We start from the raw sequence: 20552 nt of genomic DNA, 5'->3' as shown, positions 1-20552 counted from the left end.
CTCAGCCGCGGCCCCGGCGGTCGTCGTCGATGACCGACGCGCGGGCGACGTACTGGTCGGTCATCACGCCGTCGAGGGCCCAGGCGGTCAGCTGGAAGTCGTACCTGCGGGCCCCGCGCTCGTCGTCGGGCTGGTAGGCCAGCGGCACGACGCCACCGGTCTGCCCGGGGGCGAGGTCGAGCACGTAGCGCTCCAGCGAGCCGCGCGACTGACCGGTGGTGAGCACGAGCACCCGCGCCGGGCGGGTCAGGCCGGTGACCGTGAAGGGCAGGTCGACCGTGGCGGGCGCGGGGCCGTCGCCCTCGGGCCGGCGCACGTCGGCGAAGCTGATCGTGGCCATCCGCCGCTGCGGCACGGCGGCGAGGCCCTCGGGCGCGGCCGAGACGTCGGCGACCCAGACCCGCCCGTCGTCGCTGCGGGAGACCAGGTCGACCGCGGTGACGCGGGCGGGGTCGATGCCGGCGGCGGCGGAGGCGTCGACCAGCAGCGTCTGGCCCCAGATCTTGGTGCTGCCGCGCGGCAGCGCGCGCAGCACGCCGTCGCCCTCCGGGGTCACCACGGCGGTGGCGCCGTCGGCGTCGGTGAGGCGCACGTCGACCTGCACGTGGCCCAGCCGCGGGTCGACGAGGGTGCGCAGCTCGAGCCGACGCCCGGCGAGGTCGAGCGGCTCCTCCAGCACCAGTCCGGCGCGCTGGCCCGGGGCGTCCCACGACACCTCCAGGAAGCGGTGGGTCGGGGTGCGCTCGCCCGACGTGGTCCAGTGCGGGGTCACCTGGCCCGTGATGCCGCGCCCGCAGTCGGCGGCGCGCTGGGCGTAGGACGCGGTGCCGCGGCAGAAGCGCGAGGCCGCGCCGTCGGGCAGGGAGCGTCCGGCCTCGTCGCCGGGCGCGCGCACGTCGCGCCCGCCACCGACGGCGTGGCTGAGCACCTCGGCGTCGCCGGCCGACGCCGCGGTGACCCGCGAGCCGTCGAAGAGCGGCAGCACCGCGTCGTCGCCGGTGAAGAGCCGCACGGCCCCGGCGGTGTACGTCGCGCCCACCGCACGCTGCTCGGCGCCGTCGAGACGGCGCGGGTCGGCGGTGCCGCACGAGCGGTTCTCCCCGCCGAACCAGTCGTCGACCGACGGGGCCGCGGCCACGCCGGGGGTCCACTCGGAGTTGAAGAAGTTGTGGTTGGCGCCCAGCACCAGCACCGAGCTCTTCAGCGAGGTGTCGTCGGGGGCGACGTCACGGCCGTAGTCGGTGAAGCGCTGGCCCTGGAGGTCGAACACGTCGCCGTCGCAGGCCGGCAGCAGGGTCACGGTGGGCACGTAGGGCGCGGTCTGGGTGCCGAAGTCGGTCGGCGCGATGAGCACCTGACCGGCGACGCGGTAGGGAGCTGACAGCGGGATCTGGATCGAGGCGCGGTCCACGCCCTCGCCGCCGCGGCTGTGGCCCACCAGCACGACCCGGTCGAGGTCGACGTCGTGGGAGGGCGCCAGGTCGACCCAGTGGTCGAGGTGGCGCGCGATGATCTCGGCGCGGGCGTCGGCACCGCCGTCGTCGAGGCGGTAGTCCTGGGCGTTGATGCCGTTGACGCGGATCGAGACGGTGGCGTAGCCCTGGCTGGCCAGCAGCTCCTGGGTCTGCACGTAGCCCAGGTGGCTCGGGATCTCCTCGAAGCGGCCCGCGCAGGGCCAGTCGGAGCTGTAGGCGCGCGGTCGGTCCGGGTCGTAGCACACGCCGTGACGACCGTGCTGGAAGAGCACGAGCGGCCGGGGCCCGGTCGCGGCGTCGGCGGCGGGCTCGACCACGTGGCCGACCATCTCGACCGGCTCGGGCATCCCCGGCAGCTTGACCGGGTCGAGCTCGTAGTCGCTGGCGACAGTGGCGAACGGCCCGGCCACCCCGGGGTCGTCGGCGAGCTCGGCGAAGCCCTGCGTGTACGGCGCGGTGGCCGCGCGACCCGCGGCGAGCGGCGCGGTGGCCCGGGACGCGTCGAGCCCGGACTCGTCCAGGCGGTCGCCCGAGAGCAGCACGTCGAGGTCGGCGGGGTCGGGGCGCTGCGCGGAGCGCACCGTGGCGCTCACGGTGCGCCCGTCGGCGCTCACGGTCGGGGCCCCGAAGCCGAGGCCGGCGCCGGCGAGGGTCGGGCGGTCGGAGCCCAGCGGCAGCCGGCCCGGCGCGGTCCACGCCACGCGCCAGGTCACGGCGTCGACCCGCGACACCTGCCAGGTGCCGCGGTCGGCGGAGGTGGCGCCCGGCGCCGGCGGCGCGGCGGCGGTCGGGGTGGGCACGACGGCCGCGGCCGTCAACGGGAGCATGATGGCGGCGAGCGCCGCGGCGGCACGGCGGGTGGGGCGCTGGAGCACGGGTGGGGTCCGTTCGTTCGGGGTGGGCGGTCTGCCCACCGACTCCTAGACGCACGAGAGCGTCGTCCGGTTGCCTCGAGCACGCACATCCTGCGGCCGCACCGCCGCGGCGTCCACGCCTCATCGGGTTTTCGGCGCAGCGGCGCGGCTTCTCTACCCTTGTCGGAGTGAAGGCACTGCTGCTCGAGAACATCCATCCGCTCGCCGTCCAGATCCTCGAGGGTCGCGGCTTCGAGGTCGAGCTGCGCGCCGGCTCCCTCTCCGAGGACGAGCTCGTGGAGACGCTCCTCGGCGTCGACCTGCTCGGCATCCGCTCCAACACCCACCTCACCGAGCGGGTGCTCGACGCCGCCACCGACCTGCAGGCCGTCGGCTGCTTCTGCATCGGCACCAACCAGGTCGACCTGGCCGCGGCCGCGGCCCGCGGCCTGGCCGTCTTCAACGCGCCCTTCTCCAACACCCGCAGCGTGGTGGAGCTGGTCATCGGCGAGATCATCGCGCTGGCCCGTCGCCTGCACGAGAAGTCGGGCAAGATGCACGCCGGTGTCTGGGACAAGTCGGCCAAGGGCAGCCACGAGATCCGCGGCCGCACCCTCGGCATCGTCGGCTACGGCAACATCGGCACCCAGCTGTCCAACCTGGCCGAGTCGATGGGCATGCGGGTCATCTTCTTCGACACCGCCGACCGGCTGGCCCACGGCAACGCGCAGCGCATGAAGACCCTCGACGACCTGCTCGAGCAGGCCGACGTCGTCACGCTGCACGTCGACGGCCGCCCCGGCAACGCCGGCTTCTTCGGCCCCGAGCAGTTCGCGCGCATGAAGCCGCGCTCGCTGTTCATCAACGCCGCGCGAGGCATGGTCGTCGACAACGAGTCGCTGCGCGAGCACATCCTCTCGGGCCACATCGCCGGCGCCGCCCTCGACGTCTTCCCGATCGAGCCCAAGGCCCAGGGCGACCCCTTCGAGTCGCCGCTGCGCGGTCTCGACAACGTCATCCTCACCCCGCACGTCGGCGGCTCCACGCAGGAGGCGCAGGAGGAGATCGGCTTCTTCGTCGCCAACAAGCTCGCCGGCTTCGCCCTCGAGGGCCGCACCGAGCTGTCGGTCGACCTGCCCGCCGTCATGGCCCCGCAGCTGCAGAGCGGGCACCGGCTGGGCTACCTCCACGTCAACGTGCCCGGCGTGCTCGCCTCGGTCAACCGGCTCATCGCCGAGTCGGGCAGCAACGTCACCGGTCAGTACCTCGCCACCTCCGGCGAGCAGGGCTACGTCGTCACCGACACCTCCGACCCCGTCCCGGAGTCGGCGATCAAGGCCCTCGCCGACTCCGAGCACACGCTCTGGGTCCGCACCTGGTCGGCCTGAGCCCCACCGCCCCGTCCGTAGGCTCGGGGCATGGGGACCGCGAGGGTGAGCGTGCGCGACCGGCTGGGCCAGGCGCTGTTCGAGCGCGTGGCCGGGCCCGACGGCGCCAAGCAGAGCGACCGGATCCACAACCGGCCCGGGCCGCGGTGGTTCGAGCCCGACAGCGCGATCGTGCGGGTGCACAGCGACGCCTCGATGTTCATCGGCGGGATCCGGGCGCTGCTCCTGCAGACGCTGCACCCCGCGGCGATGCGGGCGGTGGCCGAGCACTCGGGCTACCGCGGTGACATGTGGGGCCGCCTGGCGCGCACGAGCACGTTCCTCGCCACGACCACCTTCGGCCACGCCGAGGACGCCCAGACCGCGGTCGACGTCGTGCGCCGCATCCACGCCAAGGTCACCGGCACGATGCCCGACGGCACGCCGTACGCCGCCTCCGACCCCCACCTGCTGAGGTGGGTGCACGTCGCGGAGGTCGACTCCTTCCTGCTGGCCCACCAGGTCTACGGCAAGCAGCCGCTCGACCAGGCCGGGCGCGACGAGTACGTCGCCCAGGTCGGGGTGATCGCCGAGCGGCTCGGCGTCGTCGACCCGCCGCAGACCGAGGCCGAGCTGCGCGAGGCGCTGGCCGCCTACCGCCCCGAGCTGCGCGGCACCCCCGAGGCGCGTGAGGCCGTGGGCTACCTGCTCTTCAAGCCGCCGCTCCCCCTGCCCGCCCGGGCGCCCTACGGCGTGCTGGTGGCCGCTGCCGTGGCGCTGATGCCGGTGTGGACCCGGCTGCCGCTGCGGCTGCCCTGGCTGCCGGTGGGCGAGCGGACCGTCGTGCGGGCGCTGGGCGGCCTGGCCACCGGCACCATCCGGTGGGCGATGACGCCCTCGCAGGCCGCCCGCGCCGCCGCCGACGCCTGATCCACCCCCGACCCGGGCTGGCACCGGTGGGTGCGTCCCCGTTGAATGGACCCATGGAACCTCCGCATCCGGACCTCTCCTCACGCTGGCCGCTCGCCGGCGCCACCGACGTGCGCGACGCACTGCTGGCCGCCTACGGCGACCCGAGCCGCGGCTACCACGACCTGCGCCACCTCGCCGAGGTGCTCGACCGGCTCGACGAGCTCGCCGCGCGGGGTGCGTCCTACCCGCAGCGTCCGGTGGTGCTCGCCGCGTGGTTCCACGACGGGGTCTACGACGGGGAGCGAGACGCCGAGGAGCGCTCGGCCGCCTGGGCCGAGCACGCCCTCGCCGCCCACCTGCCGGCCGAGGAGGTCGCCGAGGTCGTGCGCCTGGTCCGGCTCACCGAGACCCACCAGCCCGACGACGACGACCCCGCCGGCTGCGCCCTCTCCGACGCCGACCTGGCCATCCTCGCCGCGCCCCGTGCGCGCTACGACGACTACGTCGCCGCCGTGCGTCGCGAGTACGCCCACCTCGACGACGAGACCTTCCACGAGGGCCGAGCCCGGGTGCTGGAGAGCCTGGCCGAGAAGCCGGAGCTCTTCCACACCGCGCACGCCCGCCGCACCTGGGAGGCCCCGGCCCGCGCCAACCTCGACGCCGAGCTCGCCTCGCTGGGGGCCCGCACGGGCCGCTCCGAGGCCGTCAGCCGCTAGGGCGGCCGCGCCTCTGCGTCGTGCGCAGCCCGGCCGCGCGCAGCCGGGCGACGAGCTCGCGGCTGCTGACCGGCGTGGCACCGGCGGCCACGACGTGGTCGTACCACTCCGAGGGGACGTCGTAGTGGTCGCGGTCGAAGCCGCGCTCGGAGAAGCCCTGGGCCCGCGCGAAGGCGTGCAGCTCGTCGTAGGACGTGTCGCTGGCCAGGTGCGACCACAGCCGGCCGTGGCCGGCGGCGTTGGGCGGGTCGATGAGGATCATCGGGCGCTCACGCACCCCATCCTGGCACCGCGCGCCGCACGAGGTGCCCGAGCGCCCGCAGCGAGGCGGCCTCGTCGAGACCGCCCACGTCGAGGTCGAGGAGGTCGGGGCGCTGGCCGGTGAGCGCCTCGAGGCGCGAGATCCACAGCGCCGGACCCTGCTCGCCCTCGCCGTCGACCACGCCGGCGACAGCCTGCGCCAGCGGCGTCGAGTCCTCGCGCCGCGCGCACCGCGTGGCGACCTCGGACGCCGGTGCCCGCAGCAGCACCGAGCAGACGTCGGCCCCGGCGGCGTGTGCGGCCTGCTCGAAGCCGGCCAGGCCCGCGGGGTCGGCGAGCAGCTGCGGCAGCACGACGTCGCGCCCGCCGCGCAGGTGGGCCGTGACCATGGCGTGCGCGACGGGTCTGGCCACCTCCCCGGTGGCGGCGAAGTCCTCCCGCCACCCACCGACCCACGTGCGCAGCGCGTCGACGTCGAGCAGCAGCGTGCCCGGGTGGGCGTCCGCCCACCGGGCGGCGAGGGCCGACTTGCCGATGCCGGGCGGTCCGTTGAGGTGGAGGAGCAGGCTCACCCCTCGACCCGGTTGCCGTCGTCGTCCCAGTGGGCGGCGACCTTCTTCGAGGGCTGCACGCGCGGCGGCTCCCCCGGCATCTTGGGGTGGTCGGGCGGGTAGTTGAGCTCTCCGCCGGGCAGCTCCTCCCACAGGTCGAGCAGCGGCTGGAGCGAGCCCGCCGCGTCGTCGATGCCGGCCCACGGGTCGCCGTGCTCGCGCAGCCGCTCGGGCACCGTGACGATGTTGAGCTCGCGGGGGTCGCGCAGCTCGGCCAGCTCCTCCCACGACAGCGGGGTCGACACGGGCGCCCCGGGCAGCGGGCGCAGGGAGTAGGCGGAGGCGATGGTGCGGTCGCGGCAGTTCTGGTTGTAGTCGACGAAGATCCGCTGCCCGCGCTCCTCCTTCCACCAGTTCGTGGTGACGCCGGGGTCGCGGCGCTCGAGCTCGCGGCCCAGGCCGATGGCGGCGTGGCGCACGTCGGCGAAGTCCCACTCCGGGCGGATGCGCACGTAGACGTGCACGCCGCGGTTGCCCGACGTCTTGGGCCACCCGACCAGACCGAGCTCACGCAGCAGCGCGTCGGCGACGCCGGCGACGCGCACGGCGTCGGCGAAGGTCGTGCCGGGCTGGGGGTCGAGGTCGATGCGCAGCTCGTCGGGGCGGTCCTGCCAGCCCTCGACCGCGGGGTCGCGGCGCACCGGCCAGGGGTGGAAGGTGATCGTGCCCATGTGGGCGCACCACACCGGCACCGCGATCTCGGTCGGGCAGATCTCGTCGGCGGTGCGCCCCGAGGGGAAGGTGATGCGGGCGGTCTCGAGGTAGTCGGGCGCCCCCTTGGGCACCCGCTTCTGGTAGAACGCGTCGGCGTCCTTATCCTGCGGGCCCGTGGCCAGCCGCATGCCGGGGCGCACGCCGGAGGTCCAGCGCTCCAGCGCCGTGGGACGACCGCGCAGGGCCCGCATCAGCCCGTCGTCGACGGAGGCGACGTACTCCGCCACGCCCAGCTTGGTGATCTCCGGGGTGCGGTCGGTGGCCTCGAAGACCACTCGGTCGGGGCTCGAGACCCGCACGACGCGCCCGCCCGCCTGCACCTCGACCGCGCTCGCCTTCGCCATGGGCGCCACCGTAGCGGCGAAACCCGGTCGTGGCGGGCGGCGCACGCGCCGTAGCGTGACCACGTGCGCCCCGACCCCCTCTCCGATCCCCCTGCCGACCCCCACGCCGACCCCCACGCCGACCCCCATCCCGACCTGGTCTTCGACCAGCTCGACGTCCACAGCACCGACGCGGGCGTGCTCTCCCGCCTGCGGGCGTATGCCGACGCCTGGAGCCTGGGCTTCCACGAGGGCGGGCTCGACGACGACAAGCACCGCCGCTGGCTGGAGTCGACCCGCGCCGACGACGCGGTGCTGCGGGCGGTGTGGCCGCGCACCAGCCGGGTGGCGGGCACGCCGGCGCCGGTCGGCACCTTCACCAGCTGGCAGCACCAGGTCAACGTCGGTGGCGGGCGCCTGCTGCCGCTGCACATGATCACCGACGTCACCGTGGCCCCCACCCACCGCCGCCGCGGCCTCCTGCGCCGGCTGATGGGCGAGGACCTCGCCGAGGCCGCCGACCGGGGGCTGCCGCTGGCCGCCCTCACGGTCTCGGAGGGCTCCATCTACGGCCGTTACGGCTTCGGCGTGGCCACCCGCCGCCGGCGCATCGAGGTCGACCTCACGACCCGCTTCGCCCTGCGCGACCAGGTCGAGGACACCGGGGCGCTCGAGCTGGCCACGCCCGCCGAGGCCTACCCGGTGTGCCGCGCGGTCTTCGAGCAGGTCCTGGCCACGACGCGGGGCATGGTGGCGCGCCCGGCCCACCACGCGGTCCACGACAGCGGTGAGCACGACTGGGAGACCGGTGGCCCCGACCGCGCGTCGCGGGTGGCGGTGCACCTCGACCCCTCGGGCACGCCCGACGGCTACGTCCGCTTCCGTGTCAAGGACACCGACGGCGGGCTGGTGGAGGTGCGCGACCTGCAGGCCCTGACCCCGCAGGTGCACCTGCGGCTGTGGCGCTTCCTCGCCGACCTCGACCTGACCGCGAAGGCGCGCGCCATCGCCCCGGTCGAGGACCCGCTCGACCTCGCGCTCACCGACCCCCGGGTCGTCACCACCACCGAGGTGCGCGACGTGCTGTGGCTGCGCGTGCTCGACCCGGTCGCGGCGCTGGAGGCGCGGCCGTGGAGCGACGACGCGACGGTCGTGCTGGGCGTCGACGACCCGCTCGGTCACGCCGCGGGGACCTTCCGGGTCACCACCGAGCAGGGACGGGCACGGGTCGAGGCGACCGACGAGACGCCCGGCGTGCGGCTCGGCGTCGACACGCTCGGCGCCCTCTACCTCGGCGACCGCTCCGTGCTCACCGCGGCCGCCGCGGGTCGGGTCACCGGGTCCGACGTGGCGACGTGGGCCGCGATGGCCGACCACGCCGGTCCGGCCCCCTGGAACACCACCGGCTTCTGAGCGCCGCCGCCGGGGTCCGACACCGCGGGACCGGGGCTCCCCCCGGATGTCCCGGCTCCCGCGGCGCGGGGTCGGTGGGGCGGCCCTCAGCCGCGGGAGGCCTCGCCCAGCAGCGAGTTGGGGCTGAAGACCGGTCGGCGGTCCTCGTCCTCGGCGGTGGCGCGCACGAACTCGAAGCCCGACGTGGTGACCACCCGCCAGTGGTCGACCCGGGCGGCCAGGTCGGCCGCGCACGTCAGGTGCAGGGGCGGGGCGTGGAAGGCGTTGCGCCCGATCTCCAGGTCGTCGCCGACGAAGGCCACCGGGCGCCCCAGCGACTCCGCGCAGGCCCCGCAGATGCGGCTCAGGGCGCACTGGGTCACCCGGCGGGCGACGAGCTGGAGGTCGCCGGCGTCGTCGCGCTCCCAGGCGAAGGGAGCCTCGACGGCGTCGACGTCACGGCTGAGGCCCCGGATCATGACGCCTTCCGCGACCAGCCGCCCAGCTCGGCGCGGCGCGAGGGACGCTCGGCGTCGCTCTTGCGGCCGCGCTCGACCGGGGCCCGGTCGGGGCTCGGGGGCTCGGGCTTGTCGGAGGTGGTGAAGCCGTTGGGCACCGAGAGCTTGATGATGGTGCGCAGCGCCTGGCCGTACTGCCGGTGCAGCGGCCCGATCGTGTAGGGGATGTCGTACTTGTCGCACAGCGCGCGGACCTTGACCGCGATCTCGCCGTAGCGGTTGCTCGGCAGGTCGGGGAAGAGGTGGTGCTCGATCTGGTAGCCCAGGTTGCCCGACATGATGTGCAGCAGCGGGCCGCCCTCGAAGTTGGCCGCGCCGAGGATCTGGCGCAGGTACCACTCCGCACGGGTCTCGTCCTCGATCTCCTCCTCGGTGAAGTGCATCGCACCGTCGGGGAAGTGGCCGCAGAAGATGATCACGTAGGACCACAGGTTGCGGGTCACGTTGGCCGTGGCGTTGGCGGTGAGGGTTGTGCGCCAGTGCGGCCCGCTGAGCGCGGGGTAGACGACGTAGTCCTTGAGCACCTGGTTGCGGCCCTTGCGCCAGATCTGCCCGAGCTGGCGCTTCATCTCCTTCGGGTCCTTCTTGCCCTTGCGGATGGCCTCGATGTCGAGGTCGTGGAGGGCCACGCCCCACTGGAAGAGGCTGGCGAGCAGCGCGTTGTAGACCGGCTGGCCGAGGTTGGCGGGGTGCCACTTCTGCTCGCGGGCCATGCGCAGGATGCCGTAGCCGATGTCGTTGTCGTGGCCGAGCACGTTGGTGAACTGGTGGTGCACGTAGTTGTGGGAGTGCTTCCACTGCTCCGCGGGCTGGGCGGTGTCCCACTCCCAGTTGGAGGAGTGGATCTCGGGGTCGTTCATCCAGTCCCACTGGCCGTGCATGACGTTGTGGCCGATCTCCATGTTCTCCAGGATCTTGGCCACGCCGAGCATCGCCGCCCCGGCCGCCCAGGCGGGCTTGCGGTGCGAGGCGAGCAGGGTGACGCGGCCGGCGAAGGCCAGGCCGCGCTGCACCTTGATCATCCGGTTGATGTACGCCGCGTCCGCGGCCCCGCGCGACTCCTCCACCTCCGCGCGGATCGCGTCGAGCTCGCGGCCGATCTGCTCGACCTCCTCGTCGGTGAGGTGGGTGTACTCCCGGACGTCCGAGATGGCCATGGGTCCTCCAGTGGGTGCAGCGGTGCGGGGGGGCTGGTGGGTCGGGTGGGTCAGATGTCGAGGGTGCAGTCGCCGGCGGCGGCGGTCACGCAAGTCTGGATCTGCTCGTTGGGCTGGGCGTACTCCTCGCCGTTGCGCAGGTCGCGCACCGCGCCGGAGACGAGGGTGACGGTGCAGGTGTGGCAGATGCCCATGCGGCAGCCGTAGGGCATGCCCACGCCCGCCTGCTCGCCGGCCTCGAGCACGGTGGTGGCGCCGTCGGCGTCCACCGTCTTGCCGGAGTTGCGGAAGGAGATCGTGCCACCCTCGCCGCCGGCGTCGCCGAGCTTCAGCGAGAAGCGCTCGAGGTGGAGCCGCTCGGCGACCCCCTCGGCCTCGAAGTGCTCGCTGAGCGCGTCGAGCATCGGGCCGGGTCCGCAGGCCCACGTCTCGCGCTCGCGCCAGTCGGGGCACACGCGGTCGAGGTCGGCGGGCGCCAGCATGCCCTCGGTGTCGGTGTGGAGGCGGTGCACGGACAGGCCCTCGTGGCGCTCCTCGAGCCGGTCGAGCTCGTCGCGGAAGATCATCCGCTCCGCCGTCGGCGAGGAGTAGTGCATGACGACGTCGGGCATCGAGCCGCGGCGGTCGAGCGTGCGCAGCATCGACATCACCGGGGTCACCCCGGAGCCGGCCACGAGGAAGAGCATCCGCGCCGGCGGGGGGTCGGGGAGCACGAAGTCACCCTCGGGCAGCGCGAGGCGCACGATCGTGCCGGGGGCCAGGCCGTTGACCAGGTGCGAGGAGAGCAGGCCCTCGGGCATGGCACGCACCGTGATCGCGATGGTGCGGCCGCTGCGCTTGGGCGCTGAGCTCACCGAGTAGGAGCGCCACTGGTACTTGCCCTCGACCTGCACGCCGATGCCGACGTACTGGCCGGGCTTGTGGTCGTAGCGCCAGCCCCAGCCGGGCCGGATCACCAGGGTGGCGGCGTCCTCGGTCTCGGGCACGACCTTCTCGATGCGGCCGCGCAGCTCGCGGGTCGACCACAGCGGGTTGACCAGCGAGAGGTAGTCGTCGGGGTGCAACGGGGTGGTCAGCTTCGAGCCCGCCCTGCGGACCCGCTCCCACGGGATCGTCCCTGCCATTGGCCCAGTGAACAGGCGTTCTCCCACTGGCGTCAACGGGTCGGAGGGGTGAACCTCCCCGACGTACTCTGGGGGTATGACCTACTCCGTTGAGAAGACCGACGCCGAGTGGCGCGAGCAGCTCTCCCCCGACGAGTACGCCGTCCTGCGCAAGGCCGGCACCGAGCGGGCCTTCACCGGCAAGTACACCGACACCGAGACCACGGGCGTCTACCGCTGCAAGGCCTGCGAGGCCACGCTCTTCGAGTCCGACACCAAGTTCCACTCCAGCTGCGGCTGGCCGTCGTTCTACCAGCCGATCAGCGACACGATCGAGTACATCGAGGACACCAGCCACGGCATGAAGCGCGTCGAGGTCCGCTGCGCCAGCTGCGGCTCCCACCTGGGCCACGTGTTCCCCGACGGCTACGGCACCCCCACCGGCGACCGCTACTGCATCAACTCGATCAGCCTCACGCTGGAGGAGAAGCACTAGGACGGTCGGCGTGACTCTCCGGGTCGCCATGTGGTCGGGGCCGCGCAACCTCTCCACGGCCCTGATGCGCAGCTTCGAGCACCGCGCCGACTGCACCGTCGTCGACGAGCCGCTCTACGCCGCCTACCTCGCCGCCACCGGTCTCGACCACCCCGGCCGCGACAAGGTCATCGCCTCCCAGTCGACCGACTGGGGGGCGCTGGTGCGCGAGCTGACCGCGGGCCCCGTGCCCACGCCGGTGCAGTACCAGAAGCACATGACCCACCACGTGCTCCCCGACCTCGACCAGGGAGCCCTGACCGGGCTGCGCCACGCCTTCCTCGTGCGCGACCCCGAGCGCGTGCTCACCTCCTACGCCAAGGTGCGCGAGGAGCCGACGCTGGAGGACCTCGGCCTGCCGCAGCAGCTGGCGCTCTTCGAGCGCTTCGGCGGCCCGGTGGTCGACGCCGCCGACGTGCTCCGCGACCCGCGCGGCACGCTCACGGCCCTGTGCGCCGCGCTCGGCCTCGCCTTCGACGAGGCGATGCTGTCCTGGCCCGCGGGCCCGCGCGAGACCGACGGCGTGTGGGCCCCGCACTGGTACGCCGGGGTCGAGGCCTCCACCGGCTTCGCCACCTCCTCCCCCGGCGGGCACGACCCGCTGCCCGAGCGCCTGGCGCCGCTGCTCGAGCGCTGCCGCCCCTTCTACGACGCACTGGCCCCCCACCGGCTGCGCCCCGCCACCGACCAGGAGTCCTGAATGCTGCAGCAGTTCGACCCCCGCAACGCCGACCTCCAGGTCAACGTCGGCGGCCGGATCACCCACCGCGACGAGGCGGCGGTGAGCCCCTTCGACTCCGTGGTGCAGGGCGGTGACGCCGTCTGGGAGGGGCTGCGGCTGCACCGGGGCCGGATCTTCGGGCTCGACGAGCACCTCGCCCGGCTGCGCCGCTCGGCCAAGGCGCTGGCCTTCGCCGAGATCCCCTCCGACGCCGAGATCGTCGAGCAGCTGCGCCGCACCCTGGCGGCCAACGACATGCACGACGACGTGCACGTGCGCCTCACGCTGACCCGCGGGGTCAAGGTCACCAGCGGCATGGACCCCCGGCTCAACACCTCCGGGCCCACGCTCATCGTGCTCGCGGAGTTCAAGTCACCGGTCTACGACGCCTCCGGCATCACCCTGGCGACCTCCTCGGTGCGCCGGCACCGCGCCGACTCCCTCGACCCCAAGATCCACCACAACAACCTGCTGACCTCGATCATGGCCAAGGTCGAGGCCACGGTGGCCGGCGCCGACGACGCCCTCATGCTCGACGACGCGGGCTTCGTGGCCGAGACCAACGCCACCCACGTCTTCCACGTCGCCGGCGGCCGCGTGCGCACCTCCACGACACGGGCGTGCCCCGAGGGCATCACCCGCGAGACGGTGCTCGGGCTCTGCGCCGACCTCGGCCTGCCCACCGAGGTATGCGAGCACTCGCTGGTGGAGCTCTACACCGCCGACGAGGTGTTCGTGACCGGCACCATGGGCGGGGTCACGCCGGTGGTCGCGATCGACGGGCGCACCATCGGCGACGGCGCGCCCGGCCCGGTCGCCGCGCGCATCTCCGCGGCGTACGCCGAGCTCACCGCCCGCTCCGGCACCGTCGTGGCCTGAGCCGGCCGCCGCTCAGGGCAGGCGCTGGACCAGCTCGGCCACCGGCACCAGGGCACCGGTGTAGAACGGGATCTCCTCGCGCACGTGGCGGCGCGCGCGGCTCGCGCGCAGGTCGCGCATGAGGTCGACGATGCGGTGCAGCTCGTCGGCCTCGAAGGCGAGGATCCACTCGTAGTCGCCGAGGCCGAAGGAGGCGACGGTGTTGGCGCGCACGTCGGGGTAGGGCCGCGCCTGCATGCCGTGCTCCTTGAGCATGTCGCGGCGCTCCTCGTCGGGCAGGAGGTACCACTCGTAGGAGCGCACGAAGGGGTAGACGCAGACGTGGCGCTTCGGCTCCTCGTCGGCGAGGAACGCCGGCACGTGCGACTTGTTAAACTCCGCGGGCCGGTGCAGCGCCATCTGCGACCAGACCGGCGCCAGGCGCGAGCCGAGCGCGGTGCGGCGGAAGCGGTGGTAGGCCGACTGCAGGGCCTCGGAGTCGGCGGCGTGCCACCAGACCATGACGTCGGCGTCGGCGCGCAGGCCGGCCACGTCGTAGACGCCGCGCACCACGACCCCCTCCTCGGCCAGCTCGGCGAGGAGCTTCTCGACCTCGGCGCCCTCGGCCTCGCGGTCGGCGTCGCCGAGCACCCGGTCGAGACGGAAGACCGACCACGTGGTGTAGCGGATGGAGTCGTTGATCTCGCGCAGCCGGGCGGCGTTCGTCTGGGTGTCGCTCATGGCTCCATCATGCCGCGCGGGGCCTCGTCGGCCCACGTGACCCTGGTCGCCAGCAGCTCGCGCACCGCGCGGTGGGCCGAGCCGACGGCCGCGGGGATGCCGACCCCGTCGTAGGCCGCCCCGCAGACCGCCAGGCCCGGCACCTGCGCGACCGCGGTCCGCACCCGTGCGACGCGCGCGACGTGGCCCACGGCGTACTGCGGCAACCCGCCGCCCCAGCGCTGCACGTGGGTGTCGACGGGGCGGGCGTCGAGCCCGGTCAGCGCGTGCAGGTCGGACAGCGACGCGGCGACGAGCTCGGCGTCGTCGGCCTGCAGGGTGCGCTCCTCGCGGTGACGGCCCAGCGAGGTGCGCAGCAGCAGCACGTCGTCGCCGTCGACCAGCCCGCGGCCGGCCTCGCGCACCCACGCCCACTTGGAGAAGGAGTACGTCGCCGCCTTGATCCGGCGCCGCTCGACCGGTGGCACCAGGAAGCCCGACGTGTCGGCGGCCGCCAGCGCCGGTGCCTCGGCGGCCCGCACGGCGAGGGTCACCACCGCCACCGAGGCCGTCTCCACCGCGGCCAGCTCGCTCGCGGCGGCGGGCGCCACGTCGGCGAGCAGCCGCGCGGTCGGTGCGGGCGGGGTGGCCAGCACGACGAGGTCGGCGCGCAGCAGCTCGGGGTCGGTGGTGGGGCCGAGCAGCAGCTCGAGGCCCTCGGGCGTGCGGCGCAGGCCGCGCACGGTGGTGCCCGTGCGCACGCGCAGCCCACCGGCGGCGACCACCGCGTCGGGCAGCGCCCCCATGCCGCCGGACAGCCCCGCGAAGACCGGGCCGGCGTACGTCGTGGGCACCGCGCCGCCGTGGGTGACCACCGAGCCGCGGGCGGCCAGCGCGACCAGCTGCGGCACGGCGGCGCGCGCGGAGATCTCCCGGGCCAGGCCGGAGTAGACCCCGCCGAGCAGGGGCTCGACGAGCCGGTCGGTCACCTCGGGGCCGAAGCGGGCGTCCACGAGGTCGCCGACGGTGACGTCGGCACCCGGGTCGCCCGGGTCCCCCAGGTCGCTGGCGGGCAGGTCGACCTCCCGGGCGGCGCGGGCCAGGCCCTCGGGCGAGAGCACGCCGGAGGCCTCGAGCGCGGCCAGGTCGAGCGGCACCCCCATGAGCGAGCGCGGCAACGACCGCATCGCCCCGCGGCTGTGGATGCGCGAGCTGACCACGGCCGGGTGCTCGACCTCGAGCCCGACCGCGCGGGCCAGGTCGACGCCCTCGGCTCGGCGGTTGAGCATCGCCTCGGCGCCGACGTCGACCAGCGCGCCGGCGACCTCGTGGCGGAGCAGCTTGCCGCCGACGCGGTCGGCGGCCTCGAGCACGACGACCTCGTGGCCGGCCTGGGCCAGGTCACGGGCCGCGGCGAGGCCGGCGATGCCGCCGCCGACCACCACGGCCAGGGCGCGGGGGGTGCCGGGTGCAGCCATGCCACCAGCGTCTCAGAGCGGCCCACGCCGCGACGACCGGGTGCGGGGTCGTCGCGGCGTGGGAGTCGGGGGGTGGAGCCGGGGCAGCGGCAGGGGGGCTCAGGCCGAGGCAGCCATCCGTCCGAAGCCGCTGCGGTGGAAGACCAGCGGGGCGTCGGCGACCGCGCCGTCGACCGACTCCACGGCGTGCAGCTGGAGCAGCACGATGGTGTGGTCGCCGGCCTCGACCTCGCGGTAGAGCGAGCAGTCGAAGCGGGCCAGGCCCTCGTCGAGGGTCACCGCGCCGTCGTCGGTGGTGGAGATGTCGATGCCGGTGAAGCGCTCGTCGACCGGCCCGGCGAGCTGGCGGCAGACCCCGCCGTGGTGGTCGGCCAGCACGGTGACGCCGAGGTGGTCGGCGCGGCGCAGGTCGGGCCAGGTCTTGGAGGTGTTGGCGATCGAGAACGACACCAGCGCCGGCTCGAGACTGACCGAGGTGAACGAGCTCGCGGCCAGCCCGACCGGGCGTCCGTCGACCTGCGCGGCCACGGCGACGACCCCGCTGGGGAAGATGCCGAAGGCCTCGCGCAGGCGCTGGGGGTCGAGGTCCTGGTTGGTGGAGAGGGCGGTGACGCTCATGCGGGGGCTCCTGTCGGGAGGTGGGGGTGGAGCGCGGGGTCGAGCAGGGCGGCCACGCGGGGCCGCGCCGTCGCGAGCCAGTCGGCGTAGGCCGCCGGGTCGTCGTGGTGCTGGTCGAGCACGTAGAGGCCGCGCGCCGGCACCGTGGCGCCGAGCTCGGTGAGCACCGGGCGCAGGGTGAGCTCGGGGGCCAGGGCGTGCGCGGGGCTGGCGCCGAGCATGAGGGGCACCGCGACGCCGCGCAGCCCCGTGCCGGCGGCGAAACGGTCGAGGAAGAGCTTGAGGAGGCCGGTGTAGGTGGCCTTGTAGGTGGGGCAGGCCACGACGACGAGGTCGGCCTCCCCCACGGCCTCGACGAGGTCGGCGACGACCGCGCTGGACCAGTCGAGCAGGGCCGGGCCGAGCTCGGCGAGGTCGACGGTCAGGTCGGGCTCCTCCCCCGACAGCTCACGGGCCAGCAGCGTGGCCGCCCCGAGGGTGCGCGAGCGCGGCTTGGGGTTGCCGACCACCACCGCGACGCGCGGGCGGGCCGTCACGACGCCGCCGTGCGGCCGGCGGCCTGGAACGGCACGGCGGTGTTGTGGTGCACCGGCGGGGCCGGGTGCTCCCACAGGCCGCGCTCGGCCAGGATCGGCAGCACGCCCTCGCCGAAGTGGTAGGCCCCCTCGAGGTGGGGGTAGGCCGAGAGCACGAACTCGTCGATGCCGACGGAGTGGTACTCCTCGATCCGGTCGGCGACCTGCTCGTGGCTGCCCACGAGGGCCGTGCCGGCGCCGCCGCGCACGAGGCCCACGCCGGCCCAGACGTTGGGGTGGATCTCCAGGTCGTCCTTGCTGCCGCCGTTGAGGTCGAGCATGCGGCGCTGGCCCTCCGACTCGCTCTTGCGCAGGCCCTCCTGCACGGCCTTGATCGAGGCCGGGTCGATGCCGGCGAGCAGGCGGTCGGCCTCGGCCCACGCCTCCTCGGCGGTGTCGCGCACGATGGTGTGCATCCGGATGCCGAAGCGGATCGGGCGCTCGGCACCGCGTCCCTCCTCGGCCGCGAGCTTCCGGATCCAGTCGACCTTCTCGGCCACCGCGGCCGGCGGCTCGCCCCAGGTGAGGTAGACGTCGGCGTGCTTGGCCGCGACCCTGCCGGCCGCCGGCGAGGAGCCACCGAAGTAGATCGCGGGCACCGGGTCGGGGATCTGCCCGAGCGTCGCGCTCTCGACCTGCAGGTGCTCACCGGCGAAGTCGACCGTCTCCCCGGCCCACAGCCGGCGCACGATCTCGAGGAACTCGTCGCAGCGGGCGTAGCGGGCCTCCTTGTCGAGGAAGTCGCCGAACATGCGCTGCTCGTGGCTCTCGCCACCGGTGACCACGTTGAGCAGCAGGCGGCCGCCGGTGAGGTTCTGGAAGGTGCCGGCCATCTGCGCGGCGAGGTAGGGCGCGACCAGCCCGGGCCGGAAGGCGACCAGGAACTTCAGCCGCTCGGAGACCTGGCTCAGCATCGCGGTCGAGAGCCAGGCGTCCTCGCACCACGCACCGGCCGGGGTGAGGGCGGCCTCGAAGCCCATCTGCTCGGCGCCGCGGGCGATCTGGCCGAGGTAGGGCACGTCGGCGGGTCGACCCGACGGCCCGGCGCTCACGCCGTGGCCGCCGCCGACGACCTGGCGGCCGTCACCGCCGTTGGTGGGCAGGAACCAGTGGAACGTCAACGGGCTCATGGGGGGGTTCTTCCTCTCAGATCTGACCGTGGTTGGGCGGCAGCGTGCCCTCGAGGGCGTGGCGCCCGAGGTGCTGGACCTTCCAGCTCGCAGGGTCGTGCAGCGTGTGGGTGCGGGCGTTGCGCCAGTGGCGGTGCAGGTTGAGCCCGTCGAGGGCCGAGCGGGTGCCGGCGACCTCGAAGAGCCGGCTGGCGACGGCCACCGACACCTGGGTGGTCGAGGCGCGCGCGGCGGCCACGGCGAGGCTGGCCGCCCCGGCGCTCTCGACCGTGAGGTGGGCGTCGGCGCGGTCGACGGCGCGCCCGGCCTCGGCCACCAGGGCCTCCGCGCCGCGCACGGCGAGGTCCATCTCGCCGAAGGCGTGCACGACGAGCGGGTCGTCGGCGGCCCGCTCCACCCCGGCGTCGGGGTAGGGCCGCGACGTCGTGGTGACGAAGGCCGCCGCGTCCTCGATCGCCGCGCGGGCGATCCCGGCGTCGATCGCGGCGTGCAGGAGCTGGGCGAAGGCGCCGTAGGTCTGCGGGCCCTCGAAGGTCAGGTGGTAGGGCGTGATCCGCGAGTCGTCGACCGCCACACCCTCGAGGCGCACCGTGCCGCTGGCGGTGGTGCGCTGGCCCATGCCGGCCCAGTCGTCGACGACCGTGACGCCGGGGGCGGTGCGCTCCACCCACGCGACGTGCATGGGACCGTCCTCGCCGAGGTGGGCGAGCACGGGGATCCAGTCGGCGAAGAGCGCGCCGGTGCTGTAGCCCTTCTCGCCGTCGAGGCGCCAGGTGCGGGCGCCCTCCGCCGTGGGCCCGGTCGGGGTCAGGGTGGTGCGGTGCTCGCGCACGTGCTTCGTGCCGACCTCGGACTGGGCGTTGCCCAGCCGGCGCCCGCGCAGCACCTCGCCGAAGAAGAACGCCTGCTGGGCCGGCGTGCCCTGGTGGCGCAGCGCGTTGACGTAGACGAAGTGGCTGTGCGGCACCTGGGCCACGCTGGGGTCGCCCGCGCCCAGCAGGCGGAAGACCTCGGCCACGACCTCCACCGGCAGGTCGGCGCCGCCGTGCTCGGCCGGCACCGTGATCGCCAGCAGCCCCGAGGCCGACAGCAGGTCGAGCTCCGCGGCCGGCAGCACCCGCTCCGCGTCGCGGCGTACGGCGCCCTGCGCCAGCTCGCCCGCGAGGTCGGCGGCGACGCGCAGCGCGGCGTCGGCGTCGAGCACGGGCACCGTCGCGGGGGCGGTCAGCGTCGTCATCGGCCGACCCTCGCGAGCTCGGCGGCCTCCAGCTCGCGCACGATCGGCAGCACCTCGCGGCCGAAGTGCTCGACGTCCTCGATGAAGTGCAGGAAGCCGAGCAGCATCATCTGCACGCCCTGCCGCTTGTACTCCATGATCCGGTGGGCGACCTGCTCGGGCGTGCCCACCAGCCCGGTGCGGAAGCCGTCGTTGTACTGCACGAGGTCGGAGAAGTCGGAGTCCTGCCACATGCCCTTCTTGTCACCCGTCGACTGGCCGGCCTGCTTGACCGCGGAGCCGAAGCCCTCGACGGCCTCGACGTCGGCCTGGTCGATGATGTCGTGCAGCACCTGGCGGGCCTCGGCCTCGCTGTCGCGGGCGACCACGAAGCCGTTGACGCCGAACTTCACGGCCCCCTCGGGGCGGCCGTTGACCCGGGCCACGTCGGTGACGTCGCGGACCTGCTCGGCGACGCCCTCGGGGGTGTTGCCGTTCATGAAGTACCAGTCGGTGACCCGCCCGCCCATGCCGCGGGCGTCGGTGGAGTTGCCGCCCATGAAGATCTCGGGGTGGGCCCGGCCGGGCACCTCCAGCGGCTTCGGCTTCAGGTCGAAGTCGTGCAGGCGGTAGAAGTCGCCCTGGTGCTCCGCGTGGTCGCTGGTCCAGATCTCGCGGACGTAGCGGATGAACTCCTCGGCGCGGCGGTAGCGCTCGCCGTGCTCGAGCCACGGCTCGCCAAGCCGGGTGAACTCGTCCTTGAACCAGCCGGAGACGACGTTGATCGCGGCGCGCCCGCCCGAGATCTGGTCGGCGGAGGCGATGAACTTGGCGAGCACGCCGGGCTGCCAGAGGCCGGGGTGCACCGCGGCGATGACGTTGAGCCGCTCGGTGGCGAGCAGCAGCGCGAGCGACAGCGAGGTCGACTCGTGCTGGTAGGCCGCGCCGTAGGAGGCCATGTAGCGCACCTGCGACAGGGCGTACTCGAAGCCGCTGTCCTCGGCGACCTTGGCCAGGCGCTTGTTGTACTCGTAGCTCCAGTCGGTGCGCTGCTCGATCTTGCTGACGACCAGGCCGCCGCTGACGTTGGGCACCCAGTAGGCGAACTTCAGCGGCTCGTGACCCGGCTGCACGCCGGTCTCGCCGCGGGTCTGCTGCACGGTCATGGGGACTCCTCGTGGTCTCTCGCGGCCGAAGCCGCTTATGTCGATAAGATTGCTGGACAATGGGCCGGGATGCAAGGCGGGACCCCCGGGAGCCCCACCGGAAGCGGCGACGGGGTGACAGGCACCGCCTCT

Annotated in this window: 21 protein-coding genes; 7 read left to right on the top strand and 14 right to left on the bottom strand. The window is 74.2% G+C overall.

What is annotated here, in order from left to right; all coding sequences use genetic code 11:
• Position 1: 1 nt before the first annotated feature.
• Positions 2-2350: a hypothetical protein gene (locus LPA27_RS15220; protein WP_228942975.1), complete on the bottom strand. Its 2349-nt coding sequence runs from the start codon at positions 2348-2350 to the stop codon at positions 2-4.
• Between the two features lie 167 nt (positions 2351-2517).
• On the opposite strand from LPA27_RS15220, the gene serA reads away from it, so the two are divergent.
• From serA to LPA27_RS15205, 3 genes are read left to right on the top strand one after another with little or no spacing between them, the layout of a single operon-like run.
• Positions 2518-3717: a phosphoglycerate dehydrogenase gene (gene serA, locus LPA27_RS15215; protein ID WP_228942974.1), complete on the top strand. Its 1200-nt coding sequence runs from the start codon at positions 2518-2520 to the stop codon at positions 3715-3717.
• A gap of 30 nt (positions 3718-3747) precedes the next feature.
• Positions 3748-4626 (top strand): oxygenase MpaB family protein, encoded by an 879-nt coding sequence (locus LPA27_RS15210; RefSeq protein WP_228942973.1) that lies wholly within the window; start codon positions 3748-3750, stop codon positions 4624-4626.
• Between the two features lie 53 nt (positions 4627-4679).
• Positions 4680-5324 carry a hypothetical protein gene (locus tag LPA27_RS15205; RefSeq protein ID WP_228942972.1) on the top strand — a complete coding sequence of 215 codons (645 nt, stop codon included), beginning with the start codon at positions 4680-4682 and terminating at the stop codon, positions 5322-5324.
• Here the strand turns inward: LPA27_RS15205 and LPA27_RS15200 are convergent.
• The 3 genes from LPA27_RS15200 to LPA27_RS15190 are packed head-to-tail and all read right to left on the bottom strand — an operon-like array spanning position 5314 to position 7254.
• Complete coding sequence (locus LPA27_RS15200; protein WP_228942971.1) at positions 5314-5601, bottom strand: DUF4031 domain-containing protein; 288 nt, start codon at positions 5599-5601, stop codon at positions 5314-5316. The two genes, LPA27_RS15205 and LPA27_RS15200, sit on opposite strands and share 11 nt — an antisense overlap.
• On the bottom strand, positions 5594-6157 hold the full coding sequence (locus tag LPA27_RS15195) for an AAA family ATPase (protein WP_056862039.1): 564 nt from the start codon (positions 6155-6157) through the stop codon (positions 5594-5596). Before LPA27_RS15195 ends, LPA27_RS15200 begins: the two co-directional genes overlap by 8 nt.
• Positions 6154-7254: a DNA polymerase domain-containing protein gene (locus LPA27_RS15190; RefSeq protein ID WP_228942970.1), complete on the bottom strand. Its 1101-nt coding sequence runs from the start codon at positions 7252-7254 to the stop codon at positions 6154-6156. Before LPA27_RS15190 ends, LPA27_RS15195 begins: the two co-directional genes overlap by 4 nt.
• Before the next feature lie 63 nt (positions 7255-7317).
• On the opposite strand from LPA27_RS15190, the gene LPA27_RS15185 reads away from it, so the two are divergent.
• Positions 7318-8646: a GNAT family N-acetyltransferase gene (locus LPA27_RS15185; RefSeq protein ID WP_228942969.1), complete on the top strand. Its 1329-nt coding sequence runs from the start codon at positions 7318-7320 to the stop codon at positions 8644-8646.
• An 86-nt stretch (positions 8647-8732) separates the two neighbouring features.
• Here LPA27_RS15185 and LPA27_RS15180 read toward each other — a convergent pair whose 3' ends face one another.
• Genes LPA27_RS15180 through LPA27_RS15170 form a run of 3 tightly spaced genes read right to left on the bottom strand, consistent with a single transcriptional unit; the run spans position 8733 to position 11424 of the window.
• Complete coding sequence (locus LPA27_RS15180; protein WP_228942968.1) at positions 8733-9104, bottom strand: hypothetical protein; 372 nt, start codon at positions 9102-9104, stop codon at positions 8733-8735.
• Positions 9101-10300 carry a fatty acid desaturase family protein gene (locus LPA27_RS15175; RefSeq protein ID WP_228942967.1) on the bottom strand — a complete coding sequence of 400 codons (1200 nt, stop codon included), beginning with the start codon at positions 10298-10300 and terminating at the stop codon, positions 9101-9103. The genes LPA27_RS15180 and LPA27_RS15175 overlap by 4 nt, the downstream gene beginning before the upstream one ends.
• Positions 10301-10350: 50 nt before the next feature.
• On the bottom strand, positions 10351-11424 hold the full coding sequence (locus tag LPA27_RS15170; RefSeq protein ID WP_228942966.1) for a ferredoxin reductase: 1074 nt from the start codon (positions 11422-11424) through the stop codon (positions 10351-10353).
• Positions 11425-11500: 76 nt separating this feature from the next.
• Between LPA27_RS15170 and msrB the strand changes: the two genes are divergently transcribed.
• The 3 genes from msrB to LPA27_RS15155 are packed head-to-tail and all read left to right on the top strand — an operon-like array spanning position 11501 to position 13538.
• Positions 11501-11899, top strand: coding sequence for a peptide-methionine (R)-S-oxide reductase MsrB (gene msrB, locus LPA27_RS15165; protein WP_228942965.1), 399 nt, complete (start codon positions 11501-11503; stop codon positions 11897-11899).
• Between the two features lie 10 nt (positions 11900-11909).
• Positions 11910-12638: an HAD family hydrolase gene (locus LPA27_RS15160; protein WP_228942964.1), complete on the top strand. Its 729-nt coding sequence runs from the start codon at positions 11910-11912 to the stop codon at positions 12636-12638.
• Complete coding sequence (locus LPA27_RS15155) at positions 12639-13538, top strand: aminotransferase class IV (protein ID WP_193662609.1); 900 nt, start codon at positions 12639-12641, stop codon at positions 13536-13538.
• A 12-nt stretch (positions 13539-13550) separates the two neighbouring features.
• On the opposite strand, the gene hemQ is transcribed toward LPA27_RS15155, so the two are convergent.
• From hemQ to sfnG, 7 genes are all read right to left on the bottom strand, one after another.
• Complete coding sequence (hemQ, locus tag LPA27_RS15150; RefSeq protein ID WP_193662612.1) at positions 13551-14258, bottom strand: hydrogen peroxide-dependent heme synthase; 708 nt, start codon at positions 14256-14258, stop codon at positions 13551-13553.
• Positions 14255-15715 (bottom strand): protoporphyrinogen oxidase, encoded by a 1461-nt coding sequence (gene hemG / locus LPA27_RS15145; protein ID WP_228942963.1) that lies wholly within the window; start codon positions 15713-15715, stop codon positions 14255-14257. The genes hemQ and hemG overlap by 4 nt, the downstream gene beginning before the upstream one ends.
• Before the next feature lie 99 nt (positions 15716-15814).
• A complete protein-coding gene (locus LPA27_RS15140; protein ID WP_056904837.1) occupies positions 15815-16333 on the bottom strand; it encodes a flavin reductase family protein in 519 nt (172 codons plus the stop codon).
• On the bottom strand, positions 16330-16869 hold the full coding sequence (locus tag LPA27_RS15135; protein ID WP_228942962.1) for an NAD(P)H-dependent oxidoreductase: 540 nt from the start codon (positions 16867-16869) through the stop codon (positions 16330-16332). The genes LPA27_RS15140 and LPA27_RS15135 overlap by 4 nt, the downstream gene beginning before the upstream one ends.
• Positions 16866-18038, bottom strand: a complete 1173-nt coding sequence (locus tag LPA27_RS15130) for an LLM class flavin-dependent oxidoreductase (protein WP_228942961.1) — start codon at positions 18036-18038, stop codon at positions 16866-16868. The genes LPA27_RS15135 and LPA27_RS15130 overlap by 4 nt, the downstream gene beginning before the upstream one ends.
• A gap of 16 nt (positions 18039-18054) precedes the next feature.
• Entirely contained in the window at positions 18055-19275 is a 1221-nt protein-coding gene (locus tag LPA27_RS15125; RefSeq protein ID WP_056862025.1) for an SfnB family sulfur acquisition oxidoreductase, read from the bottom strand.
• Entirely contained in the window at positions 19272-20420 is a 1149-nt protein-coding gene (sfnG, locus tag LPA27_RS15120; RefSeq protein WP_056904840.1) for a dimethylsulfone monooxygenase SfnG, read from the bottom strand. The genes LPA27_RS15125 and sfnG overlap by 4 nt, the downstream gene beginning before the upstream one ends.
• Positions 20421-20552 lie beyond the last annotated feature (132 nt).

Origin of the sequence: Nocardioides sp. Leaf374, from assembly GCF_916862475.1 — a bacterium.
GTDB lineage: Bacteria > Actinomycetota > Actinomycetes > Propionibacteriales > Nocardioidaceae > Nocardioides > Nocardioides kribbensis.
This window is presented reverse-complemented; position numbering and strand designations above follow the sequence as displayed.

What these genes read in the sequence shown, in the direction of transcription:
- LPA27_RS15210 (WP_228942973.1), top strand. Translation starts at nt 3,748, where the DNA reads ATGGGGACCGCGAGGGTGAGCGTGCGCGACCGGCTGGGCCAGGCGCTG.
- LPA27_RS15205 (WP_228942972.1), top strand. Translation starts at nt 4,680, where the DNA reads ATGGAACCTCCGCATCCGGACCTCTCCTCACGCTGGCCGCTCGCCGGC.
- LPA27_RS15190 (WP_228942970.1), bottom strand. Translation starts at nt 7,254, where the DNA reads ATGGCGAAGGCGAGCGCGGTCGAGGTGCAGGCGGGCGGGCGCGTCGTG.
- LPA27_RS15180 (WP_228942968.1), bottom strand. Translation starts at nt 9,104, where the DNA reads ATGATCCGGGGCCTCAGCCGTGACGTCGACGCCGTCGAGGCTCCCTTC.
- LPA27_RS15175 (WP_228942967.1), bottom strand. Translation starts at nt 10,300, where the DNA reads ATGGCCATCTCGGACGTCCGGGAGTACACCCACCTCACCGACGAGGAG.
- LPA27_RS15170 (WP_228942966.1), bottom strand. Translation starts at nt 11,424, where the DNA reads ATGGCAGGGACGATCCCGTGGGAGCGGGTCCGCAGGGCGGGCTCGAAG.
- msrB (WP_228942965.1), top strand. Translation starts at nt 11,501, where the DNA reads ATGACCTACTCCGTTGAGAAGACCGACGCCGAGTGGCGCGAGCAGCTC.
- LPA27_RS15155 (WP_193662609.1), top strand. Translation starts at nt 12,639, where the DNA reads ATGCTGCAGCAGTTCGACCCCCGCAACGCCGACCTCCAGGTCAACGTC.
- hemQ (WP_193662612.1), bottom strand. Translation starts at nt 14,258, where the DNA reads ATGAGCGACACCCAGACGAACGCCGCCCGGCTGCGCGAGATCAACGAC.
- hemG (WP_228942963.1), bottom strand. Translation starts at nt 15,715, where the DNA reads ATGGCTGCACCCGGCACCCCCCGCGCCCTGGCCGTGGTGGTCGGCGGC.
- LPA27_RS15140 (WP_056904837.1), bottom strand. Translation starts at nt 16,333, where the DNA reads ATGAGCGTCACCGCCCTCTCCACCAACCAGGACCTCGACCCCCAGCGC.
- LPA27_RS15130 (WP_228942961.1), bottom strand. Translation starts at nt 18,038, where the DNA reads ATGAGCCCGTTGACGTTCCACTGGTTCCTGCCCACCAACGGCGGTGAC.
- LPA27_RS15125 (WP_056862025.1), bottom strand. Translation starts at nt 19,275, where the DNA reads ATGACGACGCTGACCGCCCCCGCGACGGTGCCCGTGCTCGACGCCGAC.
- sfnG (WP_056904840.1), bottom strand. Translation starts at nt 20,420, where the DNA reads ATGACCGTGCAGCAGACCCGCGGCGAGACCGGCGTGCAGCCGGGTCAC.